Source organism: Luteibacter sp. 3190 (assembly GCF_031456385.1).
Classification (GTDB): domain Bacteria; phylum Pseudomonadota; class Gammaproteobacteria; order Xanthomonadales; family Rhodanobacteraceae; genus Luteibacter.
The window spans coordinates 997,026-1,016,742 of record NZ_JAVDUO010000001.1 but is presented as its reverse complement, the minus strand read 5'-3'; the positions used below and the strand labels follow the sequence as shown (position 1 = coordinate 1,016,742).

General features: G+C 66.8%; 23 protein-coding genes. 11 read left to right on the top strand and 12 right to left on the bottom strand.

All coding sequences use genetic code 11. The features are described from left to right. Nucleotides 1-46 precede the first annotated feature (46 nt). The 3 genes from J2X58_RS04720 to J2X58_RS04710 form a co-directional block, all read right to left on the bottom strand. Nucleotides 47-1,207, bottom strand: coding sequence for an acyltransferase (locus J2X58_RS04720; RefSeq protein WP_310047891.1), 1,161 nt, complete (start codon nt 1,205-1,207; stop codon nt 47-49). A gap of 2 nt (nt 1,208-1,209) precedes the next feature. Then, the gene (gene galE / locus J2X58_RS04715) at nt 1,210-2,187 is read right to left on the bottom strand and encodes a UDP-glucose 4-epimerase GalE (protein ID WP_090053556.1); all 978 of its coding nucleotides are present in this window, start codon (nt 2,185-2,187) and stop codon (nt 1,210-1,212) included. Between the two features lie 64 nt (nt 2,188-2,251). Further along, nucleotides 2,252-3,700: an undecaprenyl-phosphate glucose phosphotransferase gene (locus J2X58_RS04710; protein WP_310046683.1), complete on the bottom strand. Its 1,449-nt coding sequence runs from the start codon at nt 3,698-3,700 to the stop codon at nt 2,252-2,254. A gap of 395 nt (nt 3,701-4,095) precedes the next feature. On the opposite strand from J2X58_RS04710, the gene J2X58_RS04705 reads away from it, so the two are divergent. The 6 genes from J2X58_RS04705 (at nt 4,096) to J2X58_RS04680 (ending at nt 10,688) form a co-directional block, all read left to right on the top strand. After that, nucleotides 4,096-4,428: a hypothetical protein gene (locus J2X58_RS04705; RefSeq protein WP_310046682.1), complete on the top strand. Its 333-nt coding sequence runs from the start codon at nt 4,096-4,098 to the stop codon at nt 4,426-4,428. A 130-nt stretch (nt 4,429-4,558) separates the two neighbouring features. After that, nucleotides 4,559-5,674 carry a polysaccharide biosynthesis/export family protein gene (locus J2X58_RS04700; RefSeq protein ID WP_254779078.1) on the top strand — a complete coding sequence of 372 codons (1,116 nt, stop codon included), beginning with the start codon at nt 4,559-4,561 and terminating at the stop codon, nt 5,672-5,674. Nucleotides 5,675-5,718: 44 nt separating this feature from the next. Further along, complete coding sequence (locus J2X58_RS04695) at nt 5,719-7,056, top strand: UDP-glucose/GDP-mannose dehydrogenase family protein (protein ID WP_310046680.1); 1,338 nt, start codon at nt 5,719-5,721, stop codon at nt 7,054-7,056. Nucleotides 7,057-7,069: 13 nt separating this feature from the next. Next, nucleotides 7,070-7,738 carry a YjbF family lipoprotein gene (locus J2X58_RS04690; protein ID WP_310046679.1) on the top strand — a complete coding sequence of 223 codons (669 nt, stop codon included), beginning with the start codon at nt 7,070-7,072 and terminating at the stop codon, nt 7,736-7,738. Further along, a complete protein-coding gene (locus tag J2X58_RS04685) occupies nt 7,735-8,517 on the top strand; it encodes a capsule biosynthesis GfcC family protein (protein WP_310046678.1) in 783 nt (260 codons plus the stop codon). The genes J2X58_RS04690 and J2X58_RS04685 overlap by 4 nt, the downstream gene beginning before the upstream one ends. A 59-nt stretch (nt 8,518-8,576) precedes the next feature. After that, nucleotides 8,577-10,688, top strand: coding sequence for a YjbH domain-containing protein (locus J2X58_RS04680; RefSeq protein WP_310046677.1), 2,112 nt, complete (start codon nt 8,577-8,579; stop codon nt 10,686-10,688). A gap of 99 nt (nt 10,689-10,787) precedes the next feature. Here the strand turns inward: J2X58_RS04680 and J2X58_RS04675 are convergent, their stop codons facing one another. Continuing rightward, a complete protein-coding gene (locus J2X58_RS04675) occupies nt 10,788-11,225 on the bottom strand; it encodes a low molecular weight protein-tyrosine-phosphatase (protein WP_310046676.1) in 438 nt (145 codons plus the stop codon). A gap of 82 nt (nt 11,226-11,307) precedes the next feature. Here J2X58_RS04675 and J2X58_RS04670 point away from each other — a divergent pair, with 82 nt between their 5' ends. Next, complete coding sequence (locus J2X58_RS04670) at nt 11,308-11,919, top strand: phosphatase PAP2 family protein (protein WP_310046675.1); 612 nt, start codon at nt 11,308-11,310, stop codon at nt 11,917-11,919. Between the two features lie 9 nt (nt 11,920-11,928). Here the strand turns inward: J2X58_RS04670 and J2X58_RS04665 are convergent, their stop codons facing one another. Next, nucleotides 11,929-12,573 (bottom strand): MarC family protein, encoded by a 645-nt coding sequence (locus J2X58_RS04665; RefSeq protein ID WP_310046674.1) that lies wholly within the window; start codon nt 12,571-12,573, stop codon nt 11,929-11,931. A gap of 196 nt (nt 12,574-12,769) precedes the next feature. On the opposite strand from J2X58_RS04665, the gene J2X58_RS04660 reads away from it, so the two are divergent. Then, nucleotides 12,770-13,066: a hypothetical protein gene (locus tag J2X58_RS04660; protein ID WP_090053572.1), complete on the top strand. Its 297-nt coding sequence runs from the start codon at nt 12,770-12,772 to the stop codon at nt 13,064-13,066. A 131-nt stretch (nt 13,067-13,197) separates the two neighbouring features. On the opposite strand, the gene J2X58_RS04655 is transcribed toward J2X58_RS04660, so the two are convergent. The 6 genes from J2X58_RS04655 to J2X58_RS04630 form a co-directional block, all read right to left on the bottom strand. Continuing rightward, the gene (locus J2X58_RS04655; RefSeq protein ID WP_310046673.1) at nt 13,198-13,512 is read right to left on the bottom strand and encodes a hypothetical protein; all 315 of its coding nucleotides are present in this window, start codon (nt 13,510-13,512) and stop codon (nt 13,198-13,200) included. Between the two features lie 69 nt (nt 13,513-13,581). Continuing rightward, a complete protein-coding gene (locus J2X58_RS04650) occupies nt 13,582-13,887 on the bottom strand; it encodes a DUF3247 family protein (RefSeq protein WP_310046672.1) in 306 nt (101 codons plus the stop codon). A 57-nt stretch (nt 13,888-13,944) separates the two neighbouring features. Continuing rightward, a complete protein-coding gene (locus J2X58_RS04645; protein ID WP_090053576.1) occupies nt 13,945-14,448 on the bottom strand; it encodes a ferritin-like domain-containing protein in 504 nt (167 codons plus the stop codon). A 79-nt stretch (nt 14,449-14,527) separates the two neighbouring features. Further along, a complete protein-coding gene (locus tag J2X58_RS04640; RefSeq protein WP_139206040.1) occupies nt 14,528-14,791 on the bottom strand; it encodes a hypothetical protein in 264 nt (87 codons plus the stop codon). Nucleotides 14,792-14,907: 116 nt separating this feature from the next. Then, nucleotides 14,908-15,312 (bottom strand): hypothetical protein, encoded by a 405-nt coding sequence (locus J2X58_RS04635; RefSeq protein WP_090053578.1) that lies wholly within the window; start codon nt 15,310-15,312, stop codon nt 14,908-14,910. A 12-nt stretch (nt 15,313-15,324) separates the two neighbouring features. After that, nucleotides 15,325-16,506 (bottom strand): zinc-dependent alcohol dehydrogenase, encoded by a 1,182-nt coding sequence (locus tag J2X58_RS04630; protein WP_310046670.1) that lies wholly within the window; start codon nt 16,504-16,506, stop codon nt 15,325-15,327. Between the two features lie 164 nt (nt 16,507-16,670). On the opposite strand from J2X58_RS04630, the gene J2X58_RS04625 reads away from it, so the two are divergent. Together J2X58_RS04625 and J2X58_RS04620 are read left to right on the top strand one after the other, a co-directional pair. After that, entirely contained in the window at nt 16,671-17,510 is an 840-nt protein-coding gene (locus J2X58_RS04625; RefSeq protein WP_175472774.1) for an SDR family oxidoreductase, read from the top strand. 132 nt (nt 17,511-17,642) lie between these two features. Then, entirely contained in the window at nt 17,643-18,068 is a 426-nt protein-coding gene (locus tag J2X58_RS04620) for a hypothetical protein (RefSeq protein WP_139206041.1), read from the top strand. Between the two features lie 39 nt (nt 18,069-18,107). Here the strand turns inward: J2X58_RS04620 and J2X58_RS04615 are convergent, their stop codons facing one another. Beyond that, nucleotides 18,108-18,617, bottom strand: a complete 510-nt coding sequence (locus J2X58_RS04615) for a ferritin-like domain-containing protein (protein WP_310046667.1) — start codon at nt 18,615-18,617, stop codon at nt 18,108-18,110. Between the two features lie 199 nt (nt 18,618-18,816). On the opposite strand from J2X58_RS04615, the gene J2X58_RS04610 reads away from it, so the two are divergent. Further along, nucleotides 18,817-19,707, top strand: a complete 891-nt coding sequence (locus J2X58_RS04610; RefSeq protein ID WP_090053585.1) for a manganese catalase family protein — start codon at nt 18,817-18,819, stop codon at nt 19,705-19,707. Nucleotides 19,708-19,717: the final 10 nt, after the last annotated feature.

Genomic DNA, 19,717 nt, shown 5'->3' with positions numbered 1-19,717 from the left:
ACGTGAGGCACCCTCGGGGACCGGGGACGTGGGTCCCCGTTCCGACTCACGTCGTCGCGGCGACCGTCCTTGCCTTAAGCGACTGGATGATCCGTTTGCCCATCGCCTGCCCCGGCACCTCGACGAAACGGTAGGTCAGCGTCGCGAGAACCACCGTCCCCGCCAGCGCGATGACGACCGTCGCGAAGAAGTAGGCATCCGGCGAGAGCCTGTCGCCGGCATGCACCGCCGCCAGCAGCTTGCGCGCCACCTGCAGCATGAAGAAGTGGACGAGGTACCCGCTGAAGCTGATCTTGCCGATGTGGCGCAGCGGGGCATTCACCAGCCAGCGGTACGGCGAACGGTGCAGACAGAGCGTGATCAGCGCGAAGGCCGCTCCATAGGCGAACACCGCGCGCGGATCGTCCGTCCACTGCGGGACGACGAGCAGCACCGCCGCGGCGACCGCGAACCACGCCGCGTTGGCCGCGCGGCTTCCGCCGTGGAAGAACGCGGTCAACCTCCCCGCCCGGTCGAAGAGCACGAAGTACGCGCAGATGCCGAACAGGAAGATCGGCAGCTGGTTCGGCAACCATACGAACGCATAGCGGGCCCACAGGTCCGCGTCGTCGATGGGCGGATGCGCGAGCAAGGGCTCCCACGCCACGAGGTCGATCGCGAGAACGATCAGCAACGCCATCCACGCCGCCCGGAACGAACGCAGGGCAAGGAACACCAGCGGGAAGACGATGTAGAACGACATCTCCACGCCGATCGACCAGCCTCCCGGGACGACATCGTTGGCGCCCAGGAGCCAGGCGGGATTCCACCCATTGGTGAACGTCAGCGTCCCCAGCACGGTACCGATCCCGGGGAGCGCGTGCCCCTTGAGGATCACCGGCGCCAGGCAATACGCGGCGAACGCGAGGTAGAACATGGGCGCGATGCGGAACACACGCCGGATGTAGAAATTGAGCCAGGGCTCGGACTCCCCCGAACGCTTGCGCGCGGAGAGGAACAGCGTCAACGCGCTGATCACGAAGAACAACTGCACACCACGCGCGCCCTGCTCCGCGTAACGGCTGAGCCACGGCGACAGCGCCGCGTCACGGCCCATCGCCTGGTAGATCTCGACGTTGCGCTGCGCGTGGCTCACCAGCACGCCGATGATCGCGACGCCGCGCAGGGCGTCGATGTAGTCGAGCTGGACCTTCGGCGCGGCCTGCACGGTCAATAACGCGGCTGCAGGTGCCAGTGCCAGGCACTGGCGAGGATGTCGTCGAGCAACGCGACGTGCGGTTTCCAGCCGAGCGTCTCGCGAGCCCGGGCGCTGGAGGCGACGAGCGTGGCCGGGTCGCCCGGCCGCCGCTCGGCGAACTCGTGCGGCACCGGCCGCGACGTGACGCGCGCGGCGGCGGCGATCACCTCGCGAACGCTGAACCCTTCGCCGTTGCCCAGGTTGAAGGTGTACGCGCCGGGATTCTCGTCGAGGTACTCCACGGCCAGCAGATGCGCCGAGGCGAGGTCGTTCACGTGCACGTAGTCGCGGACGCAGGTGCCGTCGCGCGTGTCGTAATCGTCGCCGAAGACCTTCAGCCCCGGTCCGTGTCCGAGAACCGCCTTCAGCAGGTTCGGAATCAGGTGCGTCTCGGGGTTGTGCGCTTCGCCGATCGTCGCCGACGGGTCGGCGCCGGCGGCGTTGAAGTAGCGCAGCGCCACCGAACTGAGCCCATAGGCCTTGTACGCGTCCGCGAGCACGCGCTCGATCATGAGCTTGCTCTGGCCGTACGGATTGATCGGATCGGTCGGATGCGTCTCGTCGATCGCGTCGGACCTCGGGTGGCCGAACACCGCCGCCGTGGACGAGAACACCAGCTTGTCGATCTTCACCTCACGCATCGCGGCGAGCAGAACGAGCGTGTTGCCGACGTTGTTCCGGTAGTACTGGTAGGGGTCCACCACCGACTCGCCGACCAGCGATCGGGCGCAGAAGTGCATCACGGCGTCGAAGCGATGCGTCGCGAAGAGGCGCCAGAGCGTGACCGCATCGCCGATGTCGCCGTGGACGAACGGCACGTCGTCGGGCACCGCTTCCCGGTGTCCCGTCGACAGATCGTCGAAGACGACGACTTCGTGTCCAGCCTGAATCAGGTATCGCACCATGTGCGAACCCACATAGCCCGCACCGCCACAGATGAGAAACTTCAATCGATACCTCGTAACACGGGAAAGTGGGATCGCCGCCCTGCCAGGCGGTCCTTTTTTTCGTCTGTCAGGCGGACTCCTCGCTCGCGCTGGCCGCACCCGAGGCCGCCTGCGCCACCGGCTTGAGCGGTGCGGCAGCGGGCGCCTCGGTATGCACGAAACCCTTGAAGATGGTCAGGAAGATGATCCGCAGGTCGAACGCGAGCGACCAGTTGTTGATGTAGTACAGGTCGTACTCGATCCGCTTGACGAGATCGGTGTCGCCACGCCAGCCGTTGATCTGCGCCCACCCGGTGATGCCCGCCTTGACCAGGTGCTTGTGCATGTAACCGGCGATCTCGCCCTTGAACTTCTCGACGAACATCGGACGCTCGGGACGCGGGCCGACGATCGACATGTCGCCGCGCAGGACGTTCAGGAACTGCGGAAGCTCATCGAGGCTCGTCCCGCGGATGAACTTCCCAAAGCGCGTATTGGTCTTGTTCGTGGCGTTGCCCCACTGCACCGCGCCGCCCTTCTCCACATCCACGGGCATCGAACGGAATTTCAGCATCTCGAACTCTTTGCCGTCGAGGCCGACGCGCCGCTGACGGTAGAGGATCGGCCCCGGGCTGGACAGCTTCACGCCAATGGCGAGCGCGACCATGACCGGGCTGATCATCAGCAGGATGATGCCCGCGATCACGCGGTCCTCGATGGCCTTGAGTATCCAGGCATGCCCATGGAGAGGACTCTCGCGCAGCGTCACGACGGGGACGCCGCCGCAATCTTCCATGCGATGGTTGATGAGCTGGCGACCCAGCATGTCGGGCACGAACTTCACCGCCGTCACGCGCTCGTCCATGCGGTCGAGTACGTAGCTGATCGCACGATGCGCGCTGACGGGCAAGGCGACCAGCACCTGGTCCCATTCCCCGCGGTCCAGGATCTCGTCGAGGTTCTGCAGCGAACCCGCAAGCGGGACGCCATGGGGTACGCCGGTGTCGCACGCCGTGCGGACGTATGCGGTGATGCGCATGCCATGCCCGGGGTTGGCCGCGGCCTGGCGAGCGAGATGGATGCCCGAGTCGGTCGCACCGATCAGCAGGCAGCGATGCATGCCGATGCCGCGACGGCGCAGATACCACAGCGTGAGCACGGCCGCCTGGCGCACCACCGCCATGAAGGCGAGGCCAAGGAAGAACGTGAGCGATACCCATCCACGCGAGAAGAGGTCGCTGACCTTGAGCAGATAACCCAGTGCGATCAGTGTCGCGAAACCGACCGACCACGATGCTGCGATGCGCAAATACTGGCTAAATGAATGCTCACCTAACGGCTTTTCGTAGGCGCGGAAGGCGACGGATGCCGTAAGCGACGCCAGCACCAGGATCACCAGCGCCACCGCGTAAAGGCTGCTCATCCGCAGCGTGTCGAAGCGGATCAGATAGGCGAGATAAGCGGCCGCGATCATCCCCAGCGGATCGCTGGCACGGAGCTCGAGGTCCAATAAAGCATTGAATCTGGACAACTGCATGACAGGTACCTTCCGCGTGAGCGAGATGTGCCGGCGAAACCGGCAGGCCTAGGTACGTGCCCCCTGTGGAGCCGTTTCGGTCCCATCCATCGGACGTACTTCGGTCCAACACGCTTCCGACCGCGTCCGCGAGAGCGACGGACACAGGCTTTTACGATCGCAAGATTCCACAGCGACGATCCATGCTGCATCGCGGGGAAAAACGGGGCAATCCACGCTCCGGCTTTTTGCGAGTCGTGTCACAAAAAGAGTCTTCTGGTTCTCACGTTCAGCTGTTTGCCTTGACCGTCGCGCTATGTATGACGGTGAATGTCCCATGCGACACGCACGTCGCGACGCATTCACCTTCGCGCACCGTCATCGCGCTTCGCCCCACTCCACAGGAGAACACGCCCGTGAGACGTCTACTCATCGCATGCGCCATTCTTGCCGTCGCCGTTCCCGCGATCGCCCAGTCACAACGTGCCGCGGGACAGAACGCCGCCGCACCGGAAACCCCTGAAAACACGAACGCTCCGCGCGTCGCGACGCCGCGGCAGGCACGTCAGGCCGCGCAGGGCGCGCTCACGCCGGCCCGCGTCGCACCAGGCACGGCGGCCGTCGCGGCGGCGGCCGGCGCCACGGCCAACGACACCAATGGCACCGGTAACGACGGCACCGGCGGTACCGGAGGCACGGGAGGAACGGGTGGGACCGGCGGCACCGGCGGGACGGGCGGAACCCACTGAAGACATCGTATATCGGCGTCTGGACGTCTAGATGTCCACGCATGTTCCCAAGCCATTAATGCACGATCGGTTTAAGTACGTCGCTGGCCCCCGAGCCACACGGCGCCTCGACTGAAGGATCCCGTACACGATGAAGTTCCTGCCGACCCTCGGTCTGGCCGGGTGCTGTCTTTTGTTGCAAGCATGCATCCTCGCACCCGGCCAGCACATGAAACGCGCCGAGCTGAACGACAGGGAGAGCGCCACCGGAAGCCGCTACCAGCTCGTTCCGATCACCCCTAAGCTGATCGCGATGGACCGTGCCACCGCGTCGACGCCCACTGTCGACCCCGTGCTCACGTCGTACCGGCCCGATGAATACCGCATCGGTCCCGGCGATTCGCTCTACATCACCGTCTGGGAGCATCCGGAACTCACCTCGCCGGCGGGTTCGCAGCAGCAGACGGCGGCCAACGGGCGCCTCGTGCGCCCCGACGGCACGCTGTTCTATCCCTACGTCGGCCTGCTCCATGCAGCGGGGCTCAGCGTGGAGGAACTGCGCGTGGCCATCACCGACCGGCTGACGAAGTACATCGAGAAGCCGCAGGTCGACATCAGCGTGGTCAACTTCGCGAGCCAGAAGGTGACGCTCGGCGGCGCCTTCGTGAAGACCGATCCGCAGGACATCACCGTGACGCCGCTGACGCTCGCGCAGGCGGTCGGCACGGCCGGTATCAACGCGCAGCTCGCGGACCTGTCCGATGTGACACTGCGCCGCGACAATCACGAATATCACCTCGATCTCGACGCCCTCTCGCATTCGCCGCAGGGCACGCAGGACATCTATCTCAAGGGCGGCGACAGCATCTACCTGCCGTACAACGATCGCCACGAGGCGTACGTGATCGGCGAGGTGTTGCGTCCCCAGGCGATCGCGTTCAAAACCAGCGACCTCAGCCTGACCCAGGCGCTCGGCCGCGCCGGCGGTCTCAATCAGACCAGTGCCAGCGGCAAGTCGGTCTATGTGATCCGCGGCGTGGAGGACATGGAGAAGGCGCCGGCCACGATCTACCAGCTCGACAACACGTCGCCGTCCGCGTTCGCCGTGGCGGCGCAGTTCGCCGTGAAGCCCGGCGACGTCGTCTTCGTCGGGCCCGCGGGCATCACGCGCTGGAACCGCTTCATCAGCCAGTTGCTGCCCTTGTCCGGGCTGATCAGCAACGCCGCGAACGCACAGTACAACCTGGATCGCGATCGCCAGCTGTAAGCGCGCGCTCCTCTTCCGTTCTTCCAAATCGACAGGCGACACAGATGAAGGTCACTATCTTCGGCACCGGCTACGTGGGATTGGTCACGGGTGCCTGCCTCGCGGAAATGGGCAACCACGTCGTATGCGTGGACGTGGACCAGGCCAAGGTGGACGGCCTGCGCAAGGGGGTGATCCCCATCTACGAGCCGGGCCTCGAGCCCATCGTCAAGCGCAACCACGCGTCGGGACGGCTCGACTTCACCACCGATCCGGCACCGGCCATCGCGCATGGCGACGTCATCTTCATCGCGGTGGGAACGCCGCCCGACGAGGACGGCAGCGCCGACATGAAGTACGTGCTGAGCGTGGCGCGCACCATCGGCGAACACCTCGACCGTTACGCGGTGGTGGTGAACAAGTCGACGGTGCCCGTCGGCACGGCCGACCGTGTCCGCGAGGCGATCGGCGGCGTGCTCCGCGGGCGCGGCGCGGACGTGGAGTTCGACGTGGTGTCGAACCCGGAATTCCTGAAGGAAGGCGACGCCGTCGAGGACTGCCTGCGTCCCGACCGCGTCGTGGTCGGTGCGTCCAGCGAGCGTGCGGTGGCGATCCTGCGCAAGCTCTACGCCCCCTTCAACCGCAACCACGATCGCATGGTCGTGATGGACGAACGCTCGGCGGAGCTCACCAAGTACGCGGCGAACGCGATGCTCGCGACGAAGATCAGCTTCATGAACGAGATCGCGAACATCGCCGAACGCGTCGGTGCCGACGTGGAGCTCGTTCGGCAGGGCATCGGCTCGGATCCGCGCATCGGTTACCACTTCATCTACCCTGGTGCCGGCTACGGCGGTTCGTGCTTCCCCAAGGACGTGCAGGCCCTCGAGCGCATCGCGCGCGGCAGCGGCTATCACGCGCGCCTGCTCGGCTCGGTCGAGGCGGTCAACGGCGACCAGAAGACGCGGCTCTTCGAGCAGGTGTTGCGACACTTCGGGGGCGACATCGCCGGCAAGACGATCGCGCTGTGGGGCCTCGCGTTCAAGCCGAACACCGACGACATGCGCGAGGCGCCCAGCCGGCGACTGATGGAAGCGCTCTGGCAGGCGGGTGCGAAGGTGCGTGCTTTCGATCCGGAAGCGCGCGCGGAAGCGACGCGCATCTACGGCGAGCGCGACGACCTCGTGCTCTGCGACGGCGCGTACGAGGCGCTGCAAGGCGCCGACGTCCTGGTGCTGGTGACCGAATGGAAGGCCTTCCGCAGCCCCGACTTCGCGCGCATCGCCGCGACGCTCGCCACGCCGGCGATCTTCGATGGGCGAAACCTGTACGATCCCGCGGTCGTCGAAGAAGCCGGCATCGCGTACTACGGCATCGGGCGCGGCCGCTCGTTGCAGCGCTGAGCGGCGGGTGTCGATGACGCTCACGGCGCAGGCGCGCTGGTCCGGAGCTCTGGTGCTGGCCACGCTCGCACTCGCGGGCTGTTCCTCGGTGTCTCGCGGCAGCCTCGAGGCCGTGCGGCTGGCGGTGCATGGTGAATCCGTGCACCCCACCGCCGCGTCCGTCGCCTCGACACCGTACTACCAGATGCAGGCCGATGGCCCCGACGGCGGAGCGGTGCTGATCCTCGCCAGCACGGACGGTGGCCGCCTCGGCTGGTATGGCTCGGGCAAGGACATCGTGCTCACGCGCGACGGCCTCGTGGTGAAGACGGTTGGCCTGTCGCAGGACCTCGAAAGCTCCACGTTCATCGGCGACGATCCCTTCCACGCGGGCCTGCAGAAGCTCGCGAGCCCGCGCGACGCGCAGCGGCGCCTCGACTGGTCGCCCGGCTACCGCTACGGCCTCGTCGCGCACTCCCACCTCGAGCCACGCGGTATCGAGCAGGTCGATATCCTGGGAACGGTGCACGCGCTGCGCCGTGTGGACGAGACCCTGACCGTGACCGACGCGGGGACGACCCTGCACAACCGCTACTGGATCGATCCCGCGGATGGGTTCATCTGGAAGAGCCGGCAGTACGTCGCGCCAGGCCTTCCGCTGGAGCTGACGCAACTGCGCCCCTACCGGGTCGCGACGCCATGAGGATCGCCGGGTTCCTCTTGCTCGCGATGCTCGCGATGGTACCGGCACTGTCCGCGCAGACGATCGACGTCTCGACGCGCGGTGCCGTGTCGTACCCAGGCACCGCGGCATACACCGCCACCGCGCGGATCTCCGACGTCACCGACGCGTCGGGCGTCTCGCCCGACGCCTACACGCTGGGCGCGGCATGGCTGCAACCGGCGTTGCATACGGACCAGGTGCGCCTGAAAGCCGGCGTGCTCTTCGAGCTCGGGGCGATCCACCGCAAGGCCATGGCGGAAGGTGACGACGAACTCGCGCTGCGCAGCGCCGCGTTCCAGTCCTGGCTCTCGGCACTGCCGGTGACGGACCGCCGCGCCGGTAGCGTGCTCGACCCGGCGCGCCTCGCCGTCTCGCCGGCGGACGACCGGCCCGTGCATGCGGGCGATACGCTGGTCTTCCCTCCCCGTCCCGGCGACGTACGGATCGTGGGCGCGGTGACGCAGGCGTGCCGTGTCCCGCAGGTACCGATGCGCGACGCGCGGCGGTACCTTGCCGATTGTCCCGTATCGACGGCAGCCGATCGCGATGCGATCTACGTGATCCAGCCCGACGGTGCCGTGTTCGAACAGGAGATCGCGCTGTGGAACCGCGACGATCCCCGCCCGCTCGCGCCGGGAGCGTGGATCTACGTGCCGTTCGACCATCGCAAGATCGCCGGTGCGGCGGAGGACGATTTCAACCGCGACGTCGCCGATTTCATCGCCACGCAGCTGCTGGACGGTGACGGATGGCGTTGAGGCGTTTCCCGAGATGGCGCCCGCGTGGCGGGTGGCGCGGCTGCTGTCGCGCCGGGCTCGTGCTGTGGGCAGGCGGTGCCGCCGCGGTCGGGGCGCAGGACGCGTACACGCAGAGCGACTTCGGCGGCGTGGGCCTGTTGCAGACCCCCACCGCGCGCATGGCGCAAGAAGGCGAGTTCAGCTTCGTGCTCAGTCGCACGACGCCTTACACGAACTACAACGTGTCGATGCAGCCGCTCCCGTGGCTGGAGGGCTCGTTCCGCTACACCAACGTGAGCAACCGGCTCTACGGTCCGCGCTCACTCAGCGGCAGCCAGACGTACAAGGACAAGTCGATCGACGCCAAGGTGCGGCTCTGGCAGGAGTCGCGATGGATCCCCGCCGTCGCCGTGGGCGCGCGCGACGTGGGCGGTACCGGCCTGTTCTCGAGCGAATACGTGGTGGCGAGCAAGCGCGCCGGCCCGTTCGATTTCAGCCTCGGCCTCGCCTGGGGCTACATCGGCGCGCGCGGCGACATCCGCAATCCGCTCGGCTACCTCGACGACCGCTTCGACGTTCGCCCGAGCGGCGGGACCGGCACCGGCAAGTTCAGCACGAACAAATTCCTCCGCGGTCGCCCCGGCTTCTTCGGCGGCATCGAATACCGTTCGCCGTGGGAGTGGCTGCGCCTGAAGGCCGAACTCGACGGCAACGACTACCGGCACCAGCCGCAGAACAACAACCAGCCGCAGCGCTGGCCCGTGAATCTTGGCGCGGTGTTCCGGATCAACCGCAACGTCGATCTCACGCTCGGCTACGAGCGTGGCGAAATCGCCACGGCCGCCATCAACCTCCATTCGAATCTCGCACGGCACGTCGACCCGCCGAAGGTCTACGACCCGAAGCCGGAGGCCGTGGCGTTCACCTCGACGCCCGTGGATGCCGCACAGCCAGGGGCGGCGGAGCCGGCGAGGCGCGCGCCGAAGGACGTCGACTGGGGCGAGATGGCACGCGCGCTGAGCAGCAACGCCGGCATCGACGTGAGCCGTATCGGCCGCCGCGGGCAGGAACTCGTCATCCACGGCGAGCAGCGGCGCTTCTTCTACTCGGCCGAGGGCGTGGGCCGCGCGACACGTATCGTCGACAACCGCGTGGACGACAGCATCGGCTGGCTCACCGTGTCGAGCGAGCGCGATGGCCTGGCCACCCTGGAAACCAGCGTGCACCGCCCGCGCTTCATCGAGCTGCTCGATCATCGCCTCGACCTCCAGGACTTCCGGCGCAGCGTCGAGCAGAACCCGGTCACGCCGCGCGAGGAGGAGACGCTCTACCTGTCGCCCCTGAAGCGGTTCAACGGCGGCGTGGCGCTGGGTTACCAGCAGAACGTCGGCGGTCCCGACGCGTTCGTGCTCTACCAGGTCTACGCCGCGGCGTCGGGAACGTTCAACTTCAGTCGCAACCTGTGGCTCGATGGCGTGCTGGCCGTGAACCTGGCCAACAACTACGACAAGTTTCGCTACGACGCGCCGAGCGCCCTGCCGCGGGTCCGCACCAACCTTCGCCAGTACCTGACCAGCTCCGACGTCACGCTGCCGAACTTCCAGCTCACCGGCACGCGCAAACTGGGCAGCGATCTCTACGGCCTGGCGTATGCGGGCATGCTGGAGAGCATGTACGCCGGCGCGGGCGGCGAAGTGTTGTACCGCCCCTTCGGCGAGCGCTGGGCGATCGGCGCGGACCTGAACTGGGTGAAGCAGCGCGGGTTCCGGCAGGACTTCTCGCTGCGCCGGTACCACACGATCACCGGGCAGGCCACCGGCTACCTCGATACCGGCTTCCAGCACGTCACGCTCGCGGTCAGCGTGGGCCGGTATCTGGCGGGCGACTGGGGCACGACCATCGACGTGTCCCGCCAGTTCTCCAACGGCACGCGCATGGGCGCGTATGCGACGATCACGAACAAGTCGGGCAGCCGTGGCTACGGCGAAGGCAGCTTCGACAAGGGCATCTACGTATCGGTCCCGTTCGACCTCCTGCTTCCCCACTCCTCGCGCAGCCGCGCGACCCTGCTCTGGCAGCCCCTGATCCGCGACGGTGGCGCGCGCCTCAACAAGCGCTACACCCTCTACACGCTCACCAACGACCTGGACACCAATCTCTTCGACAAGAACCTCGGCAAGATCGCGGAATGACGGCTCGTAGGAGCGCGCCCTGCGCGCGACATGTTTTCGCGAGGAGCATCGGGTCCTGTGGCGCTCGCTCCAGGGAGCTGTCGCGCGCAGGACGCGCTCCTACAGATAACGGAGCCAGCTCTCCACGCCGCGTTCGATCAGCCCGTGCACATGCTCGAAGGCGGGACGCTGCTGGCGGTACGGATCGGGAATGTCGCGCCCTTCGTTCCAGCGGTCGAGCAGGAAGACCTTGCCGCTGACCTCGGGCGCCATGCGCTGGATCGTGGCGACATGTGCCTTCTCCATCGCCAGGATGAGGTCGGACTGGCGAAGCATGGCAACGTCGACCTGACGGGCACGGTGGGGCGCGCCATCGATTCCCTCCCCGCGAAGGAGGTCGAGCGCCGTCGGATCCATCGGATGGCCCGTCATGGCGCCGAGGCCGGCGCTGGACACCGTCGCGCGATGGCCGTCGCCGAGGCGATGACGCAGGAGGTACTCGGCGGCGGGGCTACGGCAGATGTTGCCGATGCAGACGATCAGTATCCGTTCGAACATGGCTGCTGCGATACTCGGTAATCGACAGATGATAAACGATGGGCATGACGACATCCGCACGATATCCCGGTGGTGACACGGCATGAGCGTCTGGCACGCCATCACCGCCTTCGGCGACAGCGCCTTGCTGCTGCCCGTGATCGCATGGATGGCCGTGTGCCAGCTGGCCGCGGCCCCATGGCGCCGGGACGGCTGGCGGTGGATCGCGGCCGCCGTCGCCTGCGGCGGATGCGTGTCGCTTTCCAAGCTGCTCTTCATGGCGTGGCACGTCGCGCCACCCGGCATCGACTACACGGGATTCAGCGGACACACGGCGCTGGCGATCCTGGTCTGGACCGCCTTCGCGGCGATCGCCACCCGCGGCATGGCGCCGGCGGCGCGCATCGGGGCGATCGCCGCCGGCGCGGCGCTCGGTGTGGCGGTCGGCGCGTCGCGCCTCGCGCTCAAGGTGCACAGCCCTTCCGAGGTATGGCTAGGTGGGGCGCTGAGCGTCGTCGTCGCGGCCTGGTTCATCGCGGGGATAAGCCATGCGGTTCCGGCGCGCGATCGCGCGAGCGCCTGGCGGCTCACGCTCCTCGGCGGCACGCTCGCCATCGGCCTGGTCTGCTATGGACGCGTGTTCCCGTCGCAGCACCTGCTGCAGGACATCGCCTTGTGGCTGAGCGGACATTCCCGCGTGTTCACGCGCCTCTGAGCCCCTGCGTCACGTCGTCGTCGCCGCGTGGAGGCCGATCAATTCGGACAGGCCGGCCCAGAAAAGCTGGATGCCGATGCAGAAGATCACGAAGGCCAGCAGCTGAAGTACCACCTGGGTGCGCTGGGCGCCGAGTTTCTGGCTGAGCCGGTCGGCGTAGCGCATGCACAGGTAGATGCTGACGGTGAGCGCCGCGAGCGCGATCGCGGCGGCGACCACGTGGATCCATCCGGCGCCCTGGCGAGGTGACCCGGTGCCGATCGCGATCGCCACCGAGATCGACCCCGGTCCGACCGTGAGGGGCAGCGTCAGCGGATAGAACGATGGGTCGCCGCGATGGTGGTGCACCTCGGTTTCGTCATCGTCGTCGTCCTGGCCGTTGAGCATGCGCCAGCCCGCCGCGGCGATCACGATGCCGCCCGCCACGCGCAGCACGGGAATCGAGATGCCGAAGAACGACAGGACGTATGCGCCAAGCAGCAGGGACCCGAGGAGCAGGAGCAGGCTGTTCAGCGCGACATTGCGCGCGAGCCGCTCGCGCTCCGCGGCATCGGCATGGGGCACGACGCCCAGCGACATGAGCGCCGAACCCGGTGGATTCACCACCGGCAGCAACGCCGCGACGATGACGAGCGTCGCCTGACCGATCTCCATGAACATCCATCCCCCCCGTTGTTGGAGCGGACCGGGCCGCTCCAACAGGATGGCGCGATGCCGGCGGTCGGGGCAAGGGTCGTTTTCACACCTCGTTTCAACAAGATTCCGGCCGAGGGCCGCCACATGATGCGTCAGGCGCTAGCGCCCAACCCGCCGGCGGCGCCGGCTTTCCTCGTCGAAAAGGAGTACCACCATGCTGCCCAAGTCACACCGGTTCATGCTGCTGGCCATCGCCGTCGCCGGCTCCGCGTTCTTCACCCAGGTCGTCATGGCCGACGGGGACGCGCATTACCCGGCATTCGCGACGCTGAAGAAGGACAAGGCCGATCCCAAGATGCTGGACCGGGATGCCATCACGCCGGCGCTTGAAAAGAAATACCCGCGCCTGGCGGGCCTGAAGAGCCATTGGGACGACGCGGACCTCGACCACGACGGCAAGATCAACCAGGCGGAATACGACGCCTACGTGTCGGTCGACCACGGGACCTGAAGCGCCCCGCGCGACCCAGGCCGGACCGCGTCGGTCCGGCCTCCCCGCCGCCACGCCGACGCACGGTGGGTGCGCATGAACGTCCAAGCATGACATGACAGGCGTAAGCCGGCGGAAAGCTTCGCCGCGCGTTACTTCCGGGACTTCGCCGTATCCGCCGCGGGAGGCAGTCCGCCCGCGTTGTCCGTCCCCTGCCCCTTGGGCGGCGTCACCTTGGGCGTGCCGTACTCGTCGCGCTCCCGAGGATCCGGCGCTCGCTTCGTATTCATGCCGTCATTCCAGTGCTCCCGGCGTTCCTTCGCGCGCGAGTGCGCATCCTCCTTCACCGTCTGCGGCTTGCCGCCATTGACGGACTGGCGCGTACCGTCCTGCACCCTGGCGGGCGGCTCGTGGTTCTGCGGAACACCTGCACTGCTACCGAGCAGGAACATCATCGTCAGGATCATGGGGGTCACCTCGCGTACAGCCTGCCGCCGCCGCCGTGACCGGCGCGTCACAGGCCCGGCTGCGGGAGGTCACGCCCTCGTGGCGCCCATCGTCACCGAATCCAGGTGCTCCACCCGCTCGATGTCGCCAAGCCAGACGAGACCGCTCCAGCCGGGCTGCCGCGCGTCCTCCAGCTTCACCGTGCCGTTGATGCCTTCGTTGTCGGCCGCGTCGCGAAACACCTGGATCGTCGGCGTCACCATGACGACGCCTTCGACGACGCCACTCGTGGTGTGCACCCGTACCCGGGCGTTGATCGCGAGCTCTTCGACGAAGCGTTCGAGGCGCGCCACGTCACGCGGGTCGGTATATACCTTTTCGGCAATGCGTCCCATCGTCTCCTCCTCCGGAAGAATGCCGGACGGCGGCACACCGCCGCCGGCACGAGTCCCTCAGGCAGCCGACTGCTCCGCGGCACGCTGGTTGCCCGCTTGCTCCGCCAGGAGCGTGAGCTTCTCGTCGGTCGCCTTTTCTTCCTTGAGCGTCGCCTGCAGCAATGGGATCGCGTCCTTGTAGCCGAGCTGTTTGGCGATGGCGGAAATCGTGCCGTACGACGCGATCTCGTAGTGTTCGACTTTCTGGGCGCCGCCAATTAGCGCGGCGTCGCGAAGCGGACCTGCTTCGATGCCGTCGATCACTTCCTTGCTTTCCTCCACCAGGCCTTCCATCGCGGCGCATTTGACGCGCTTGAGCCGGATGCCCAGCGCGTCGACGATCTGGTCGATGCGCTCGACCTGCCCCTGGGTTTCCTCCAGATGCGTCTCGAAGGCCTGCTTGAGTTCGGGGGCCTCCGCGGCGCGCGCCAGGCGGGGAAGTGCCTTGGTCAGCTGCTTCTCCGCGCTGTAGATATCCGACAGTTCGTGAATGAAGAGGTCTTCGATCGTCTTGATGGCCATGCACGGCTCCGTGTTGGTGGGGAGCCGTCATCGTAGGTCGCGCCGCGTGGCGTGTTTCGCGTGGCGATGTGAAGAAACGTCACATCGCTGAAGATCGGGAAGGTACCGTTGGTCGAAATGCCTCGACCGATTCCCATCCACCCTGCTCGTCTTCGATCTTCAGCCGTACCGGCCGACCGCTACGCCGCCCCAGGCTTTCGGCGAGGCGCAGCGCGTGCCTGAAACATTCGTCCTGCGTCGCGAAGGTTCCCATCCGGTGCGTGTCGTGGAATACCTCCCAGGGAAAGGCGCTTTGCCGCTGGGCCAAGGGGAGGTAAAGCATGATCGGTGTCTGCTGATTCATTTCCATAGGCGGAAGCCATACAAGCACCATGCCAGCGGAAGAATCCCGCTACGGGGCCGCGCATACGCCCGGCCATGCGCGGCCCGCTGCAGCTTTTTCATGCGTCACTGCAATCTTTACCGGCGCAGAAGCCAGGCGGCGATGAGCGTCGCGCCGACGATGGTGACGGCGGAGCGTACCTTCGGATCGCGGCGACCGTCGGAGACGACACCCTCGACGACGTCGACGCGATCGGCGAAGAGGAGCATCAGCCAGTGGCGCAGATCGTTCTCGCTATGGCGGAACGCACGGCGGCGGATCCAGCCGCTGACGCCGCGTGGCGGCAGCGTGGTCCCGAACACGGGCGGCATGCGGAAGTGCTCCGTCGAGCGAAGCACCTCCACCTTCGACTGCTGCATGGGCGGATCGTCCCAGTGCACCCCCTCGAGGCGCGGGGGACGGCGTTCCTTCGGAACGGCGGGACGATTCGCGGGATCGAGGTCGGCGCCCCATCCGGGGATGTCGTTGCGGGGTGTGTTCATGCGCTGCGCTCCTCAGGCCACGCCGGGGGGAATGAAAACGGTCTTGATGCATCCGTCGCGTTTGCCGGAAAACATCTCGTACGCGTCGCCCACCTCCTCCAGCGGAACCCGGTGGGTGATGATGTCGCGGGGCGTGAGTCGCCCCGCCTGGACGTGCTCGATCAGACGAGGCAGGTGCCGCTTCACGCATGCCTGGTTCATGCGCAGGGTCAGCCCCTTGTTCAGGGCGTTGCCGATCGGCACCGCGTTGAAGGTTGGGCCGTAGACGCCGACGATCGACACGTTGCCACCCTTGCGCACCGAATCGATGGCCCAGTGCAGCACGGTCGCCGCGCCGGCCTGCAGCTTCAGGGTGACGCCGGTCAGGTGCTGCACGACGCTACCCGTCGCCTCGCAGCCCACGGCGTCGATGCAGACGTCGGCACCCAGTCCGTCCGTCATCTTCTTGATGTGGATGGCCATGTCGCCCACTTCGCGAAAATCGACGATCTCGCAGTGGGCGTAGCGCCGGACGAAGTCGAGCCGGTAGTCGACGTGGTCCACGACGATCACGCGCCCGGCACCCATCAGCCAGGCGCTGCGCGCGGCGATGATGCCGATCGGCCCGGCGCCGAAGATCACCACGGTGTCGTTCTCCTTGATGCCGCCCATCTCGGCGGCCTGGTACCCCGTGGGCACGACGTCGGTGAGGAGCACGGCATCTTCGATGTGCATGTCGTCGGGAATGCGCGTCGGCCCGATGTCGGCGAAGGGCACGCGGACGTACTGCGCCTGCCCGCCGGCATACCCGCCCGTGGTGTGCGAGTAGCCGTAGATGCCGCCGACCGCGGTGGCGGACGGGTTCACGTTATGGCAATTGCTGTACAGCTCGCGCTGGCAGAAGTAGCAGGTGCCGCAGAAGATGTTGAAGGGAACGAGCACCCGGTCGCCCACCTTGAGGTTCTGCACGCCGGTACCGGTCTCCACGACCTCCCCCACGAACTCGTGCCCGAAGATGGATCCCACGCGGGTGTCCGGCACCAGACCGTGGTAGAGGTGGAGATCGGAGCCGCAGATGCAGCTTCGCAGGACGCGCACGATGGCATCGAACGGGTGTTCGATCACCGGGTCGGGTACCTGTCGTGCGCTGGCCCTGTAGGGCCGCCGGTAGGTCATCGCGAGCATGGTCGTCTCCGCGTCAGAGGAGGCACCCATCCTCGGCCTCACCGTGTTGCTGGCGTGCATAAGAACGATGCCACGTACTGCACAACACCGAACCGACGTCGTTCACAGAGGTATATCTCCTCTTCATGGCGGCCGTACGAGGGATTGAGAGCATCGCGCGCACCGTCTCACGGGAATTCCAACAAGGAGCCGCCATGACAGCGAATACGGCCGAACGCGTCCTCGTCACCGGCGCCAGCAGCGGCATCGGACTCCACCTTGCGCACCGGTTCGCGTCGCACGGTCACCCCGTGTGCCTGGTGGCACCCGACGGCGCCGAACTCGACAAGGTGGCCGCGGACATCGAACGACGACATGGCGTACGTACGTTGCGCATCGCGGTCGACCTGGAGCACCGGGACAGTTTCACGGCGCTGGAATCCGCGTTGGGGGACGCGGCCTGGGACGTGGACATCCTCGTCAACAACGCGGGCCACGGTTTCAAGGGAGCCTATGCCGAGGTGCCGATCGCGACGCATCTGTCGATCGTGCGGCTGAACGTGGAAGCCGTACTGCGGCTGACGTCGCTGCTGTTGCCAGCGATGCTGCGGCGCGGCCACGGTCGCATCCTGAATACGGCGTCGATCGCCGGGTTCGAGCCGGGCCCGACAATGTCCGTCTATCACGCGAGCAAGGCGTTCGTGCTCTCGTGGAGCGAAGCGATCGCGACCGAACTCGAAGGCAGCGGCGTCACCGTCACGGCACTGTGCCCCGGCCCGACCGACACCGACTTCTTCCCCAAGGGCGACATCGAATGCAGCTTCGCCTTCCAGAAGGGCAACCTGATGGACCCTGAGGACGTCGCCAGCGCCGGGTATGACGCCGTGATGAGCGGCGAGCGCGTCGTCGTGCCCGGCGCGGTCAACAAGGCCATGGTCTTCTCCCGCCGGTTCATGTCCGAACACATGCAGGCGCGGATGAACGAGAAGATGTACGAGGATGTGTCTTCGCCGGAGCGCGTCCGCGGAGACAAGGAGTCGCCGCCTTCGGGCTGAACGACGCATTCAGCATGTTGACGGTGTGAGAGGCATCTCTTGGCGCGGCCTAGCGATGCGCCCGGGCATCCTGCGTTCCGCCCGATCGGCGCCGGCACGACGCCCGGCCTCCACTTCCGCCAGGAGCTCGAATTGAACGAGTCAGACCAGGGGCCTTCTTCAGGCCTCGCTTTTCCGTGGGTCCGGCCCCTGGCCGTGATCATCGAACCACGGACGGATCTCGCGGATGTCCTGCTGGAAACGCTGATCGAGATCGGCTTCGACGTCGTGGCCGCCGCCACGCACATCGGCGCCGCCAGCCTGAGCGAGGGGCGCTGCCCGCAGCTGCTGCTTGCATGCGTCCCCGCGCACGCCGACGATTTCGTCGGGTCCTATCTTTCCGATTGCCGCGATCTGCTCGGCTCCCTGCCCACCGTCCTGATGATCTCGGATGCGCAGGCGGACATGACGGGCGCACCTTCGGACGCCATCCGCATCCTGAAGCCTTTCACTCGCGGGGAGTTGCTCCTGGCGGTCGACGAAGCGCTCGCGACGGGAGCCCATTCGCTGGTCGACTGAGTGAGGAGCCGGCGCTCCGGCGCCGGCCCCCATGCCTCGTCAGCGTTTGGCCTCGACATTGGGCGTCGCGTCGCGAACGAGGAACTCCTCGGTGAGCTGAGGCAGGTGTTCCAGCACCCACGCGGCCATCGCCTGCTCCTGGGGCAGGATCTGCTCGCAGACACGTTGCGTCTCGGCGTCGCCCACGGTCTTCGCGGCGGCGATCAACGCCGTGTACGTCGCGATCTCGAGATTCTCGAAGACGTAACTGGAGATCGCGCCCTTGACGATCTCGTCCGAGTTGACCATGCCGCCGGCGGCCTGACCGAAGGCCATCATCTTGCCCATCATGTCCTTCATCGCCGAGGTCGAACCACCGAGGCGCTCGATGCACCCCTTGAGCAGTTCCTGCTGACCCAGTGTTTCCTGCAGGTGCTCCTCGATGCGCTGCTTTACGATCGGGTAATGCTCGATGCGCGCGGCTTGCGCCCTGAGCATCTGCTCGGCCTGCTGCTCCATCGCGTGCGCGTCGCGAAGCCAGTCGAGGAGGTTCTCGCGGAGTTCTGCCATGGGTGGATGCTCTCTGGTCGTGGTGGAAGACCTGATCGTGATGGCGCGCGCGTGCACGGCGCAGCGTCGCCGCGTGACGAGGTGGCGACGAAATGGCTTTCCTGTTCACCAGCGTGTTTTCGCCCTCACCGTGGCTGCCCGACGCTTCGACCTGCGGCATCGAAAGATGGCCACTCCGCCAGCCAGGAGCGATGCAAGCATGTTCAACCACAACAAGCGACTCCAGTACACCGTGCGCGTGGGCGAATCCAATCCGGGTCTCGCCAACCTCATGCTCGAGCAGTTCGGTGGTCCGCAGGGGGAACTCGCCGCCGCGATGCGTTACTTCACGCAGGCGCTCGCCGAGGAGGATCCGGGCCGCAAGGACATGCTGCTCGACATCGCCACCGAGGAGCTCAGCCATCTGGAAGTCATCGGCTCGATCATCGCCATGCTCAACCGCGGCGCAAAGGGCCGCCTCGCGGAGACGATCGACCAGCAGGCCGAGATGTACCGGGCGCTCCAGGGCGCGGGCAACGACAGCCACGTGACCCAGGTGCTTTACGGTGGCGGTCCCGCGCTGATCAACTCGGCCGGCGTGCCCTGGCATGCCGGCTACGTCGACACCATCGGCGAGCCGACGGCCGACCTGCGCTCCAACATCGCCGCCGAGGCCCGCGCGAAGATCGTGTACGAACGGCTGATCAACGTCACCGAGGACCCCGGCGTCCGCGATGCGCTGACGTTCCTCATGACCCGCGAGGTCGCCCACCAGAAGTCGTTCGAGAAGGCGCTGTACTCGATGGACAAGAGCTTCCCGCCGGGCAAGCTGCCGGGCGATCCGCGCTTCACCGACCTCTACGTGGACACCTCGCGCGGCGAGGGCGATCGCACGGGACCGTGGCGCGAGGGAAAGGGTTTCACCGAGGTACTCGTGCCCAGCGAGGAGAACATCCCGGTGGACGGCGGCGACGGGCACGCGGATGTCGGTCTGTCCGCGGACGAGCAGGCCGCGGTCGAGGCGTTCGCCCTGCGCGGCGCGTCGGATCCGTCGCGCGATCCGGTGACGGGCGCGGACCTCGGCACGTTGCAGCAAGAGGCGTCGCGATAACCCGCTTCGA